The 14,180-nt window shown below is 34.7% G+C and carries 15 protein-coding genes; 5 read left to right on the top strand and 10 right to left on the bottom strand.

Going from position 1 to position 14,180, the window contains the following annotated elements; all coding sequences use genetic code 11:
• Positions 1-12: 12 nt before the first annotated feature.
• The 8 genes from H7350_RS02495 to H7350_RS02460 all read right to left on the bottom strand — a co-directional run bounded on the left by H7350_RS02495 (position 13) and on the right by H7350_RS02460 (position 9,088).
• Positions 13-1,155: a beta-ketoacyl synthase N-terminal-like domain-containing protein gene (locus H7350_RS02495; RefSeq protein ID WP_204344290.1), complete on the bottom strand. Its 1,143-nt coding sequence runs from the start codon at positions 1,153-1,155 to the stop codon at positions 13-15.
• Between the two features lie 66 nt (positions 1,156-1,221).
• Positions 1,222-4,107: a hypothetical protein gene (locus tag H7350_RS02490; protein ID WP_204344289.1), complete on the bottom strand. Its 2,886-nt coding sequence runs from the start codon at positions 4,105-4,107 to the stop codon at positions 1,222-1,224.
• Between the two features lie 4 nt (positions 4,108-4,111).
• Positions 4,112-4,888: a hypothetical protein gene (locus H7350_RS02485; protein ID WP_204344288.1), complete on the bottom strand. Its 777-nt coding sequence runs from the start codon at positions 4,886-4,888 to the stop codon at positions 4,112-4,114.
• A 150-nt stretch (positions 4,889-5,038) separates the two neighbouring features.
• Positions 5,039-6,304, bottom strand: coding sequence for an adenosylmethionine--8-amino-7-oxononanoate transaminase (gene bioA / locus H7350_RS02480; protein WP_204344287.1), 1,266 nt, complete (start codon positions 6,302-6,304; stop codon positions 5,039-5,041).
• Positions 6,305-6,385: 81 nt separating this feature from the next.
• Positions 6,386-7,003 carry a dethiobiotin synthase gene (bioD, locus tag H7350_RS02475; protein ID WP_204344286.1) on the bottom strand — a complete coding sequence of 206 codons (618 nt, stop codon included), beginning with the start codon at positions 7,001-7,003 and terminating at the stop codon, positions 6,386-6,388.
• On the bottom strand, positions 7,004-7,381 hold the full coding sequence (locus H7350_RS02470) for a putative signal transducing protein (protein ID WP_204344285.1): 378 nt from the start codon (positions 7,379-7,381) through the stop codon (positions 7,004-7,006).
• 15 nt (positions 7,382-7,396) lie between these two features.
• Positions 7,397-8,551 (bottom strand): aminotransferase class I/II-fold pyridoxal phosphate-dependent enzyme, encoded by a 1,155-nt coding sequence (locus H7350_RS02465; RefSeq protein WP_204344284.1) that lies wholly within the window; start codon positions 8,549-8,551, stop codon positions 7,397-7,399.
• A gap of 9 nt (positions 8,552-8,560) precedes the next feature.
• Positions 8,561-9,088, bottom strand: a complete 528-nt coding sequence (locus tag H7350_RS02460) for a hypothetical protein (RefSeq protein WP_204344283.1) — start codon at positions 9,086-9,088, stop codon at positions 8,561-8,563.
• Between the two features lie 129 nt (positions 9,089-9,217).
• Between H7350_RS02460 and H7350_RS02455 the strand changes: the two genes are divergently transcribed.
• The 5 genes from H7350_RS02455 to H7350_RS02435 are packed head-to-tail and all read left to right on the top strand — an operon-like array spanning position 9,218 to position 12,224.
• On the top strand, positions 9,218-9,739 hold the full coding sequence (locus H7350_RS02455; RefSeq protein WP_204344282.1) for a DUF2975 domain-containing protein: 522 nt from the start codon (positions 9,218-9,220) through the stop codon (positions 9,737-9,739).
• A 2-nt stretch (positions 9,740-9,741) separates the two neighbouring features.
• Positions 9,742-10,266, top strand: a complete 525-nt coding sequence (locus H7350_RS02450; protein WP_204344281.1) for a DUF2975 domain-containing protein — start codon at positions 9,742-9,744, stop codon at positions 10,264-10,266.
• 2 nt (positions 10,267-10,268) lie between these two features.
• Positions 10,269-10,475, top strand: a complete 207-nt coding sequence (locus H7350_RS02445) for a helix-turn-helix domain-containing protein (RefSeq protein ID WP_204344280.1) — start codon at positions 10,269-10,271, stop codon at positions 10,473-10,475.
• A gap of 55 nt (positions 10,476-10,530) precedes the next feature.
• Complete coding sequence (locus H7350_RS02440) at positions 10,531-11,787, top strand: Y-family DNA polymerase (protein ID WP_204344279.1); 1,257 nt, start codon at positions 10,531-10,533, stop codon at positions 11,785-11,787.
• Complete coding sequence (locus H7350_RS02435) at positions 11,784-12,224, top strand: LexA family protein (protein ID WP_204344278.1); 441 nt, start codon at positions 11,784-11,786, stop codon at positions 12,222-12,224. Before H7350_RS02440 ends, H7350_RS02435 begins: the two co-directional genes overlap by 4 nt.
• 67 nt (positions 12,225-12,291) lie before the next feature.
• Here H7350_RS02435 and H7350_RS02430 read toward each other — a convergent pair whose 3' ends face one another.
• Positions 12,292-12,567, bottom strand: coding sequence for a F0F1 ATP synthase subunit delta/epsilon (locus H7350_RS02430; RefSeq protein WP_204344277.1), 276 nt, complete (start codon positions 12,565-12,567; stop codon positions 12,292-12,294).
• A gap of 17 nt (positions 12,568-12,584) precedes the next feature.
• Entirely contained in the window at positions 12,585-14,093 is a 1,509-nt protein-coding gene (gene atpD, locus H7350_RS02425; RefSeq protein ID WP_204344276.1) for a F0F1 ATP synthase subunit beta, read from the bottom strand.
• Between the last annotated feature and the right edge of the window lie 87 nt (positions 14,094-14,180).

The raw sequence follows: 14,180 nt of genomic DNA, 5'->3' as shown, positions 1-14,180 counted from the left end.
GTTCTTACAATTTTATTTTGAAAGCAAAATAGACACAGCATTTCCACCAAATCCAACAGCATTTACAAGAATTGTTTTTATGCGTTTAGGTGTGTCAACTTTTAGGTAAGGTACCGAAATGAATTCTTTATGTTGCAACATCATAAGTGCCATTTCAATATTTAAAAGTCCGGAAGCACCAAGGCTGTGACCTATCTTCCATTTATTGGTAGTTAATGAAGGAATTTTGTTACAAAAAACTTTTTGAATAGCATTTATTTCGGCTTGATCCCCTTTTATTGTTCCAGGCGTGTGTGTGACAATAACATCGATATCGTCTGGATTTAGCTTGCCTAAAGCCATAGTCATGGAGCGTTGAAAACAAATTGCATCGGTTGATAGCGATGCATTGTGTTCTAAAATTTCGGTAGCATAACCGACGCCTATAATTTTAGCTAAAGCATTTGGTACTTCACCAGATTCAAGGCATGCCATTGCAGCACCTTCACCTAAAATCATAGTATTTTGAGTTTTGTTAGGGTCTAATGCTTGATTTGGAAACGTATTATTTTTAGCCTCCGAATAAATTTTTAAGGCTTGCATCTGAGCAATAGTAAAAGGTGTAAGAGGTGCTTCACTACCTCCAACTAAGAACTTGTCGCACATACCAGAATTGATCCATGCAATTCCGTTAAGCATGGCGTGTAATGCTGTAGAGCAGGTGATTGAGTGTGAGATTTCTGGGCCTTTGGTTTGTAAATCATGTGCAACCCATGAGGAGATATTTCCTAAGGTTGTGGTTGGTGATGTTAATGTTTCAGCTTTGTTTTTACTGAGGAAAGCTTTATGATAATTTTCAAATAAGGCAGTTGCACCACGAGATGAACCAATGTTGATTCCGAAGTTATCTGTAGCCTTCCAATTGGCATTTTTTACAGCTTGTCGAGAGGCATAAATAGCATATAAAACTGTGTCATCTAGAGCTTTATACTTTGGGTTGGAGTGTCTTAAAACCTTGATAGACTTTTTAATGTCTGTAGCAATCTTAGCAACTAAAGCATCGTGTTTTTGGGTAAAACAGTGGGACTCAGATTTGTAGGAAGTCCAGATGTCTTCAGGCTGAGTGCCTAAAGGTGAAATTGACGAAATAGCAGTTATGGAAATGGGTTGCTGCAAAAGGTTTAAATTTTAGGCAAAAGTAAGATTTAAACCCTCATCAAAAAAAATAACCGCTAGTCAAATTTAAAACTTTAGATAGATTTGATATCCTAATTGTATTTCACTGTAACCATTCGTTTCCCATTTGGAAGTATTGGTATATCTATAACGGAAGAAAAACTTATTATCGCTATCTGCCGAAGGGGTGTAAAACGCTCCAAACTCGTATCGTTGTAACCAACGTTGGTCTTTTAGCGCTTCAGACCTGTCTGGGTTTTCTAGGAAATCTTCTGCTGAATACACCGAGAAAAACTCCTCGTTATCTGGAACGATAGTTCTAAATGGTCTAAATCGAAGGTAGCCACCAAATCGCTCTTCTGGGCGAATTCTTAAAATCACATCCGGATAAAGACGAATCATATTGACGTCTTTTTCGAATAAGCGTGTCGTAGTTTCGGGGTTTTGCTCATCTGCAACAGGGATGTCGTCTACAACTTTAACTCTTCCATAATGCACGCCTCCATTAAGTTCTAAACGGGTTTTTATAAGCGGAAAATCAAAAGAAACAATATTTAAGTCGACACCTACAGATACATTTTCATAACGTATTAAATCCAGATAGGTGATGTAATTATCAATCTGTGATTCATTATTTACAAAACTTTCTGCTTTTTTAACTTGTAGCTCACGATCTTCTTCGTTGAGTTTTGCCCAGGTTAAATTGAACACAGCATAATTGGCAAAGCCATAATTTGAGCTCCTTCCCAGACCTAATGGCATGCGTTTGGTCCATAATGGAATTTGCTTTTCGATTTCAATTTGAACTAATCCGTTAGGTTCACTTTCTTTTAAACCATTAAAATCGGTAAAGATTTTAGCATTTAAAATTTTAGAGGATTTCTCTTTTTTGAGCTCGACTTGATGATTCTTATCTGGATCGTCTAAGGGCAAGGTTAACACTTGATCTTTAGGACTAAAATCCAAACGGTCATTTTGATGACGTTGAATATATAAACTAATTACATTGTTGAGTGGTAGTGAAAATACTTTTTCGAATCCTTCAAAAGCGTATAATGTGTAACCTTTTAAATCTGCAAAATCTGTTTTAGAGCTAAAGCCAATAGGAAATTCATTATCGAATTTATACTCTTTTTTCATTGTTTCTTTAAAAATATCCTTGATATAAGGTTCTTGATAAAATCCTTTAAATGCGTCATCTAGATTAACGTCTGTATAAAAAACCTCATACTTACCTTTAATAGAATTGAGAATGGCAATTTTATCAATTTCCGGATGAACGGCTTTACCTGTAACTGTTATGTGTTCGATAAAACCGTCATTAAAATCAATTTCTATATTTTCGACATCAAATTTCCAAAATGGGATATCTACAATTTGATTACTTCGTTGGGCAATTAAAAAGTTAATGTCGTTTTGAAAGCCTTTAGCTTTATCAGCAAATTTTATTCTCGAAATTTCATATGCTTTAATTCTGGAGCCCATCTCTTTAACAGTAGCTTCTCCATTAGTTATATTAGTTTTGTTTTCAACGAGTAACTCTTGTAATTTCGTTTGCTTAGGTGTTAAGTAGCTGTCAATTAAATTTTGATTTTTACTTACAAGAGCATTTTTAATATCGACGTCATTTAATAACAGTTGCTGCGTTAATGAGTCTTTAGTTTTTTCATATTTTGATGTCTCTTTTTTTAGATTAGCAATCTTCTTGTTGGAATCATCAATTAATTTTGAATATGCCGATTCAATCTTTTCACAGAGGTTTTTACGGTATTTCTCTTTAAAGTAATTATTAGCTAATTCGCCTTTCATAAATTCACCAAATTTGTACGTAGCATACCATTCTTTAAGTTTATTACTAACATGAATTTCGAATATAGATTTAGTTTTTGAACTTGTATTGATTCGTTTTAAGCTTTGGTAATAGTCGAATAATTTTGATAGATAAGTGTCCTCAATGGTTTCTGTAGTTGTTGTATTTGATTTGTTTGTGCCACTCGTTGTGCTTTCTGAGCTCGTTGTTTCACTTGATGTGTTGGGATTTGGCGCTTGATGACATTTATCTAATGTGCTTAAATTCAGCTTGGCTCTGAGTTGAATGATTTCGGTAAGTTTTTCACTTTCAGGAAATTGATTTTTTAAACAGTTGATCTCATTTTCTAGATTTTTACTGTAATATCTTTTGTATATATAATCATTATCATCAGCTTTTACTTCAATTTTTTTTGTCAGAAAGGTTAAAAAAGGATCTCCGTCAAGATAGTTTTTATTAGTGCCTTCTTGATTCAAGTTCTGTAAAAAGTTTTCTTTACTGTCTTTTGCCTTGATGATCAAATTGGTGACATGTTTTGTTACCTTTTTAAAGTAATCTTTTGTGTCTATGCCATTAATATTATTTTTTCTGATAATTACAGATTGCTCATATTTTAAAATTCCCGCAACAGGTTCGGTATCATATTGAAATGCCGTTATCGCAAGAGCATCAAAAAACTGAAAAATATTTCTAACCCTTTGAACAGTTTTTTTCCGATTACTTAGTAGTGAAGCAAGTTGTTCTTTAGAGTCATCATCAGCTGATGCTTTGTCGTCTTCTTCGGTTTGCTTAAGAGGTGCAAGCGTTGTTTTAAAAATATTATACTCTTTATTAGCTTCGTCTTTTTCTTCTATACTATTGATTGCTTCTACCAAATGAGTCCTAAAAGAGTTTTCGGTAAATGGAAAGACTTTAAAGGTAATATCGACTTCTTCGCTATTATCTTTTTTTGTTTTTAAAGTTTCATTTTTTTCATTTTTTAGAGTGAAAGTAATGCTGTTTATCGATTCTGCCGAAGCGTATATCATTATGGTTTCAGTTTTCTCCTTTTCAGATAAAGAAAATGTATAAGGTTGAAGTTCTTTTTGTGCATGCAAACCAAACACAACAAATAATAGTAGGATAGTAAGTTTTAGTTTCATGATATTAGTTTTGTTTGGTTAAATTGAAATGTAACAGACGTGCTTCTGTGTTATTCGTATAGTTGATATAACCCGTTAGATGATTGTCATCGAACTGTAATGTGTCTTGCGGACTATTAATTATCGCAGATAGATTAGACGCATTTCGATCTAATATGTTTCCGGAGATTAAGTGCTGCGAATTAAAGCTACCCTCTAATCGTGAAACATCATTTTCATCTTCATTTTCAATAAAAAAATTAAAGGCACCTTGATAATCCACAAAGCCAGTGCAAGTCACACTTCGTTGAAATGTAGTATCGGTTTCTGTAGGTGTATAGACATTAAGTTCTCCAGTGTATAAACCGTTAAAGTCGTGATCACTATTTGGATTACTGAAATTTAAAATCGACGTCATCACATTTGTATTCGTAAACAATTGATTGGTTTGCTCTAACGCTATAGAGTCTGTAGTACTACCTGATGTGATCTCAGTGCTGGCCTGTTTTATAAAGGCTAAATTGTTGTAGTTTAATACATCGTCTTTAAATGAAAACACAATAAAATCTAATGTAAAGTCGTCGTCACTTATGTTTTTTACCTGTAGGGTATTTGTGTAAGGGATGACAGATGACCTGTTTTCTGAAATTTGAGAAAAATTGAAATTAGCCTTATTAGGAATATTAAAACTATACGTTTTAGGTACAAGCTCAGGTTCTTTGTAATGGTCTTGTTCACAGGAATAATAACATACGGAAAACATAAACAGCGACATCACTGCGTAGCACAATTTCTTACTCATAATGGGTTGGTTTTGAGTTTGTAAAAATTTATTTGTGCATGCCGTTAATACGGAATGCTGTCAACAAAACTGTATTAACTTTAATATAGTGAGATAAGTAAAAGTAAAAAAAATATACTAGTCAACGAAATTAATAGCAGAGAAACTGTTTTATAAAATATCTAAGGCCTCCTCAATGACACTATATACTTTTTTAAGCTCTGTATCTGAAATGACATATGGTGCCAAAATGTAAATGGTATGTCCTAAAGGTCTTAAAAACACACCATGAGTCATAAAATGATCGAATAATCGGTCGCGTAAATTTCCGTAGCGCTCCATTTTAACATCTAGATCTAAGGCGAAAATAATTCCGGTTTGTCTTATTGATGCCACTTTTGGGTGTGGTTTGATATGTTCGCCAAATTGTTGATGTGAGTTGATAATACGCTTGATGCGATTTTGAATATCATCAGATGTTAATAGCTCAATACCAGCCAAAGCCGCTCTACAGGCTAAGGGATTTGCAGAATAGGTATGCCCGTGAAATAATCCCTTTTTAATGTCGTCACTATAAAACGCGTTATAAATGTCTTGTGAACAGCTTGTTATTGCCATAGGTAATAATCCGGCGGTTAGTGCTTTACTTAAACACATGATATCTGGTTTTTCCTCTATACCATCTGAAGCAAAAAAATGTCCTGTTTTACCAAAACCTGTCATTACTTCATCGGCAACGGTAAGAATACCATAGTCTTTACAAAATTTTAATATAGTATTTAAGCCTTCAGCATCATGCATTTTCATAGCGGCTGCACCTTGAACTAAAGGTTCATAAACAAAAGCTGCAATATCATTAGTCATAATCAACTTTCGGAGTTGTTCTAAAATTTGCTCATGATTATTTCCGTTAGGTGTAGGAATACGTTTAACATCGAGAAAGAAATCTTCAAAGGGTCCGTTATATACAGATAACCCTGATACACTCATTGCTCCAAAAGTATCGCCATGAAAACCATCTTCAAAAGCGACAAGTACATTGCGCGTCTCTCCTTTATTAAAATGATATTGTAAAGCCATTTTGATGCCTATTTCAACTGCAGTCGAACCATTATCACTAAAAAAGAGTTTCTTTTGATTTTTTGGAAGTATGCTTATTAATGCTTCTGAAAGCTCGATAGCTGGTTGATGTGTGAATCCGCTAAAAACGACCTGATCCAGAGTTTGCATTTGCTCAGCAACGCGATTTGTGATATACGAATTACAGTGGCCATACATGCACGTGTACCACGAGGCAATAGCATCGATATAAGTATTGCCTTCTTCATCAGTTAATTCGCAACCTTTAGCTTTTATAATTGCGATATGATCTGGATGCGTTTTGTGCTGAGTGAGTGGATGCCAAAGGTGCTTTTTATCTCTTTCTTTTAGTGTCATAAGCGTCATGCTGAACTTGGTTCAGCATCTCATTATTTAGGTGACTTCTGATAACTGTTGAAGCTTCAGAATGCAACGATATTAGTTTGTGTTTATGTCTTTTTTAAATAATTCAGCATATGCTTTTACTACATTTTTATCAAAATACGGTTCTTCATCTATGCGACCAATAACGTGGGCATTACTCATAGTCATGATAATGTCTTCTGTGGTTTTATGCTCATTTCCGCTAAATATAACAGAAGCCTCAATGCCTTTGTCTTTTAATGTATTTAGGGTTAACAATGTATGGTTTATGCTTCCTAAATAATGTCTTGACACAACAATAACCTTATAATCGGGTTGGATGAGGTCTAAAATTGTTTGTGTGCTATTTATCGGGACCAATAAGCCTCCAGCACCTTCTATTACCAAATGATTGTTAGTTTTTGGAGCTTGTATCGTTTTTAAATTTATAGTAATACCATCGATGTCTGCTGCTGCATGCGGACTCATTGGTGTTTGTAAAGCATGACTATTAGCATGAAATTTAGAGTTTGTGTTAGATATCAAACGTTGCACCTTTTTAGTGTCACAATTATCTAAATCTCCAGCTTGAATAGGTTTCCAGTAATCGGCCTCTAAGGCTTCAGTAATGATAGCTGCTGCAACTGTTTTTCCTACATCTGTGCCAATACCTGTGATGAAATATGTACTCATTTAAAAGATAGTTTTACAATCGTTACAAATGTATTTTGTCTTTTCAAAAAATGGAAATAACATATAAAAAAGGTTTTTGCGTTCTAAAGGAGCTATTAAAATATGATTAGATTGGCAGGACGGACATGCTATGGCGTTTCCTTCTGAATCAACTTCGTAAGGTCTTATATCATTGTAAATTTGCAAAGCTTTTTCAAAATCGGCATTAGCTACCAAAAGTTTTACACCTCCAATTGCCTGGCTTATCAAGGGATCAGAATCTACCGTTTTTTCATCTAATAGTAGTACCGAAACACCTTCGTTTTCGAGTTTAGATTTCGTGATCTGTGCTTCAGTAGAATACGGAAATGTTGCCAGTACAGTATAATTATCTATCATAAAGAAATATTATATTTAAACAAAAGTAGCAAGTAACTCTAAGACTTTGGTGATTTCTTCTGAAGAATTATAACTGTGCAAACAAAACCGAAGACGTTCTTTTCCCTTTGGAACAGTAGGAGCAAGAATAGCTTTAATATCAAACCCATGTTGCTGAAGCATATCTGCTATAGTTTTTACAGTTTTATTTCCAGAAATCATACAACATTGAATGGCCGAATCACTTTGTGTAAATAATTGCTGCAAATTAAGGCGTTTGAGTTCTAGTTTAAAAAAGTGAATGTTGTGTTGAAGGATTGTAATAGCAGAAAGACCACTTTCAGTATCAAGTGCATCATAAGATACTGATATTGTAGCTATGCTATGAGGAGGAAATGCCGTTGTGTAAATAAATGGTCTTGAAAAGTTGATAAGGTAATCTTTTAGCTCCTGACTACATAAAATAGCTGCGCCATGACAACCAAGCGCTTTTCCGAAGGTAATGACTCTTGCAAAAACAGAATCCTCTATGTGTAATTCGTTGACGAGCCCTTCTCCTTTTGTGCCAAAAACTCCAAGCGCATGAGCTTCATCAATGATAAGATTGGCATTATACTGTTGGTTAATTTTTGATAAGCGTTTTAAATCAGGAGAGTCTCCATCCATTGAGAAAACCGATTCGGTAACAATATATATCTCCTGCAGAGATGCCGAATCAGTTTCGGTATGACGCTCAATGAGCTGTTCTAAAACGTCTAAGTTGTTGTGCTCAAATTTGTAGGCTTTTGCATGACTCATTGAAATCCCATCACGTATAGAAGCATGGCAATATTCGTCGTATAGAATAATGTCATTTCGTTGTGGAACAGCTGAAAACAGGCCTAAATTAGCAGCATAACCAGAATTAAAAATTAAGGCAGTTTCCGAATGGTGAAACGTACTTATCTGTTGTTCTGTACTGGTATATAATTTGTGATTCCCAGATAATAATCGGGATCCTGTTGCTCCATTTTGCATCATATCTTCTTGTTTTAAAAGGATATGAGCCTGATCAAATATGGTTTGAGACCTGGAAAATCCCAAGTAATCATTAGATGAGAAATCTACAAGCGTATTCGATTCGCTTAATCGTCTAAGGGCATTGTCTTGCAGACGTTTATTTAATTTGTATTGGAGTTTTTTAGGGAGCATTACTAATAATTAGTCTATGTATACAATGTCGCCATGCGTTCTAAGGTGATTTTTATCTACCCATTTATAATCTCCTTTTTCAGTCGCATCTAAAAGATCAATTAATAAGGCATCTGCAATATGTGAGGCCACCTCAAAAGCATCTTTGACTTGTTTGGTTTTATAGACGGTTATTTTTTTATTTCTTTCGTAAAAGATATTCAACACAATAATCGGAAAAGTGTTAGTCGTTTCAGCAGTTAAGGCTCTAACGGTTATATCTTCGGTGGTATTAAATACAGATACGTATTCTGGATTTTGCAGTTTTTGCCATTTTCCAAAAGTAAAACCTAAAAAGGCATTGACGTTTCGGTAGGTCTGGGATTCCAAATCGATTTCAGAGCCTTCAGTCTTTAGCATCATGACTCCAAAAAGAAGTGGCACTAATGCATATGGCGTTAGTACAATAAGTCCTAAAACACCAACACCTAATGCGGCAAACCCAATCATAATTTTCCAAATGGGTATTTTTCGTATGTATCTAATCGTTGCGTCCATAAGTACAAATATAGGCAATGAAACCCTTAATGCTGAGTAATTTGTGGTTCTTTAAATTATTCTTTTTAGATAAAAAATTATTGTTTATCAATAATTTTTATATATTTGTTATCGTTAAACAATAATAAAATGAAAACTAAACAGATTTTTAAACTGATGAATGTTGTGTCTTGGATTGTATTTATCGGTTATTGTATAAAGGCTGGAGCAATAGCCATTGTATCTATTTTGAGTCTTTTCGGCAATAAGAATGCTACTGAAAACTTGTATATGGGTATAGACCTTTCTGATATGTATGATTTTAATACCACCTATTTTATATGCGTTGTAATTTTACTTGTATTGATGGCCAGTTTTAAAGCCTATATGTTTTACCTTCTTATAAAGATTTTTAAGCAAGTGGATTATAATATGCCCTTTAAGGATGAGGTCTTGAAGTTGATTTTTAAAATTAGTTATGTGTCATTAAGTGTTGGTATACTAGGTGCTATTGGAAAGGTCTACTTGACCTGGTTGGCTACTAAAGTGATGTTTGCGCAAATTGATATAGGAGCATCGGCCTATGTATTTATGGCAGGTGTCATTTTTATTGTAGCCTCCTTATTTAAACGCGCTATTGCTATTCAATCAGAAAACGAATTAACAATATAATCATGAAAGACAATACAACTATTTTGATCATTATAACATGGGTTGTTTTGCTATCGGCAGTTTCGATATTGCTGAATGATATACGTGAATTTGATTTTAATCAATTCAAGGCATTTCAAAATTGGGCAAAATCAGCAGACAGTAATGAGTCTTGGTTGACATCAAAAAATGCCATTCAGTGGAGTTATTACATTATTAGTGCTGCCTTATTTTTTTGGAGAGCTTATCTTATATATGGGTTCTCATATTTTTTATCAATTCTGAAAGAGATAGACAGCGGAAATTATTTTAGCGACACTAACATCAAGTATTTCAAAAAAATAGGAGATATCTTTATTCAATATACGGTTAGTGTACTAATTTTAAGATTTCTTCTTGCGCTTATTGGTGAATCAACATTTAACTTTTTTAATGAGCTCAAAGCAGAGTTTACCTTTTTAATTCCGGCAGGATTGGCATTTTATATACTTGCCGAAATTTTCAAACGTGGAAAACAAGCCGAAGAGGACAACGAACTAACCATATAATTATGCCAATACTAGTTAATCTTGATGTGATGCTCGCCAGGCGAAAAATGAAAAGCAATGAGCTTGCTGAAATTGTTGGTATAACCACAGCGAACCTTTCTATTCTAAAAACGGGTAAAGCCAAGGCTATTCGGTTTTCAACGTTAGAAGCCATATGTGAAGCTTTAGATTGTCAGCCAGCAGATATTTTGGAGTACGTTAAAGACTAAATTTTAACAGTCTGCCGCAAATTAAATTCAAACATTTTGTTGTATATTTACACATATGTTTGCACTTGTGGATTGTAATAATTTTTATGCGTCTTGCGAGCGTGTTTTTAACCCTAATTTACAAGGACAACCTGTTGCTATTTTGAGTAATAATGATGGTTGTGTAATTTCACGAAGCGATGAAGCAAAAGCCTTAGGCTTACCAATGGGAGCTCCTATTTTTAAATGGGATAGTTTCTGTAAGGCTCATGGTATTCATGTATTATCATCTAATTATCCTTTATATGGTGATATGAGTAGTCGCGTTATGGATATTCTCAGACAGTTTACTCCAGATGTTGAGGTATACAGTATCGACGAATCTTTTTTAGAGTTTAAGGGCTTTGATCATTATGATTTTGAGAGCTACGGAAATGAGATACGAATGCGTATTTTGAAATGGACAGGCATTCCGGTCTGTGTCGGAATAGCTCCAACCAAAGCCTTGTCTAAGGTCGCTAATAAAGTCGCGCGAAAGTTTCCGAAGCGAACCAAAGGTGTTTATGTGATCAATTCAGAAGAACAGCGTATCAAAGCTTTAAAATGGATTGATATTGAAAATGTATGGGGAATTGGTCGTGGTTTGCATAAACGATTGCAAGCAAAAGGGTGTAAAAAAGCCTATGATTTTACTCAATTATCTGATGATTGGGTACGCAAAACCTTTTCGATTACCGAATGGAAGCTTAAAAAAGACTTAGAAGGGCATTCTAAAATTTTGTTAGATGAGCCTAAAAATAAACGTGCTATTGCGACCACACGAAGTTTTGAATACACCTATTCTGATATAGATAATATAGAAGAACGTATCTCTACCTTTGCAACGAGTTGTGCTGAAAAATTACGTAAGCAAGGGTCGAGTTGCTATATGGTGATAGTGCTATTAAGTAGCGACAAACATAAAAAAGATTTAGAACAGCATCGAGCCAGTAAAAGTGTAAGTTTGTCCTATCCTACAAACTCATCTTTAATTATAAGTAATTGTGCTGTTAATGCTGTAAAGTCTATCTTTAAAACGGGAATAAAGTACAAACGTGCAGGAGTGATTGTTACTGGCTTGGTTCAAACAAATAATCACCAGTTGCATTTATTTGATGCCGAAAACCCCAAGCATCAACCATTGATGCAATCTATTGATCATTTAAATTCAAAGTATAAAAGCCATAAAATTAAATTAGGGAATCAAGATTTAAAACGCACCTGGAAAATGCGACAAGAGCGATTATCCCCAAGATACACCACAAATATTAACGATATTATTGTAGTAAAATGAAAACACAAACGCCTGGAAGTTTAATCTTCTTCACACCCGAAACTATTGAAGGTGCCGCAGCACCATTATTTGATGCAGGAATATCTGCCGGTTTTCCGTCTCCAGCAGATGACTTTAAAGAACAGCGGTTATCATTAGATGAAGAACTCGTTAAGAATAAGGAGGCTACATTTTATGCACGTGTTAGTGGGCAATCTATGATTGGAGCAGGATTGGAGGATAACGATTTATTGGTTATTGATAGAAGTTTAGAGCCCGAAAACAATAAAATTGCTGTTTGCTTTTTAGATGGTGAATTTACAGTAAAACGCTTACGTGTGAGTGCTGATGAAATTTGGTTACAACCAGAGAATCCTAACTATCCCATTATAAATATTACAGAAGACAATAATTTTTTAATCTGGGGCATCGTCACCAATGTGATTAAGAAAGTCTAAAACAGTGTAAAAAACAAAAACGCCAAACAGTTATGTTTGGCGTTTTTTATATGATATAATAATTATTTTAGTCGGCTAAAACAATCACTTTATTATCTTTCATTTCAATTGTTCCAGAAGTGATTGGTAACCAAAATCCTTTATCTGTTTTGTTGAATAAAGATTCAACCTCTTCTTCCAAAGTAATATTACCATTAATTTTTACGTTTCCTTCTTTTAGTAAAGAGATGATAGGTGCGTGATTGTTTAACATTTCAAACTCTCCCATAACACCTGGTACTGTAACGCTAGTTACTTCTCCGCTAAATAAGGTTGCTTCTGGTGATACAATTTCTAAATACATGTTTCTGTAATTTTAGATTAAGCTTCTGAAAGCATTTTCTCTCCAGCTTCAATAGCTTCTTCGATAGTTCCTTTAAGGTTAAATGCTGCTTCTGGTAAGTGATCTAATTCACCATCCATAATCATATTAAACCCTTTGATTGTTTCTTTAATATCAACTAATACACCAGGAATACCAGTAAACTGTTCAGCTACGTGGAATGGTTGAGATAAGAAACGTTGTACACGTCTTGCTCTACCTACAGCCATTTTATCTTCTTCAGATAATTCTTCCATACCTAAGATGGCAATAATATCTTGTAATTCTTTGTAGCGTTGTAATAACTCTTTTACTCTTTGTGCACAATCATAATGCTCAGCACCTAAAATATCGGCTGTTAAAATTCTTGACGTAGAATCTAATGGATCTACCGCAGGATAAATACCTAACTCAGCAATCTTACGTGATAATACAGTTGTTGCATCTAAGTGAGCAAAGGTTGTTGCAGGAGCAGGATCGGTTAAATCATCTGCAGGTACGTAAACCGCTTGTACAGATGTAATAGATCCTTTTTTAGTTGATGTAATACGTTCTTGCATCGCACCCATTTCGGTTGCTAATGTTGGTTGGTAACCTACCGCAGAAGGCATACGACCAAGTAATGCAGATACCTCAGATCCAGCTTGTGTAAAACGGAAGATATTATCTACGAAGAAAAGAACATCTTTTCCTTGTCCGTCACCAGCACCATCACGGAAATATTCTGCTATAGTTAATCCTGAAAGTGCTACACGAGCACGAGCTCCAGGAGGCTCATTCATTTGTCCGAAAACGAAAGTTGCTTTAGAATCTTTCATTGCAGTTTTATCAACTTTTGATAAATCCCAACCACCATCTTCCATAGAATGCATGAAATCGTCACCATACTTGATAATTCCTGATTCTAACATTTCACGAAGTAAATCGTTCCCTTCACGAGTACGTTCACCTACACCAGCAAATACTGAAAGTCCACCATGTCCTTTAGCAATGTTGTTAATCAACTCCTGGATTAATACCGTTTTACCTACACCAGCACCACCAAATAAACCAATTTTACCACCTTTAGCATAAGGCTCGATCAAATCAATAACTTTAATACCAGTAAATAAAACTTCTGTAGACGTTGATAAGTCTTCAAATTTAGGTGCTTGTCTGTGGATTGGTAAACCGTTATCACCAGCTTTTGGTAAATCTCCAATACCATCAATAGCATCTCCAATTACGTTAAAAAGACGTCCGTAGATATCGCCACCAATTGGCATTTGAATAGGAGCACCAGTTGCAGAAACTTCAGTTCCTCTACTTAAACCATCAGATGAATCCATCGCAATTGTACGCACAGTGTCTTCACCAATGTGAGACTGTACTTCAAGTACTAATATAGAGCCATCGGCTTTTTTAATTTCTAAAGAATCATAGATTTTTGGAAGTTCAGCACCAGCTCCGAATTCAACATCGATAACTGGACCTACTATTTGTGCAACTTTACCTGTAACTTTTGACATTACTTATGTGTTTAATGTTTAGATATTTCGATTGAAAAAACATTCGTTTTTCGCGCTGCAAAGATATATTTTTTAATTTAAAACTAA

It is taken from the genome of Psychroserpens algicola (genome assembly GCF_014526325.1).
Taxonomy (GTDB): domain Bacteria; phylum Bacteroidota; class Bacteroidia; order Flavobacteriales; family Flavobacteriaceae; genus Psychroserpens; species Psychroserpens algicola.
Note: the sequence above shows the minus strand (reverse complement) of the source record. Positions and strands in the feature narration are given on the sequence as shown.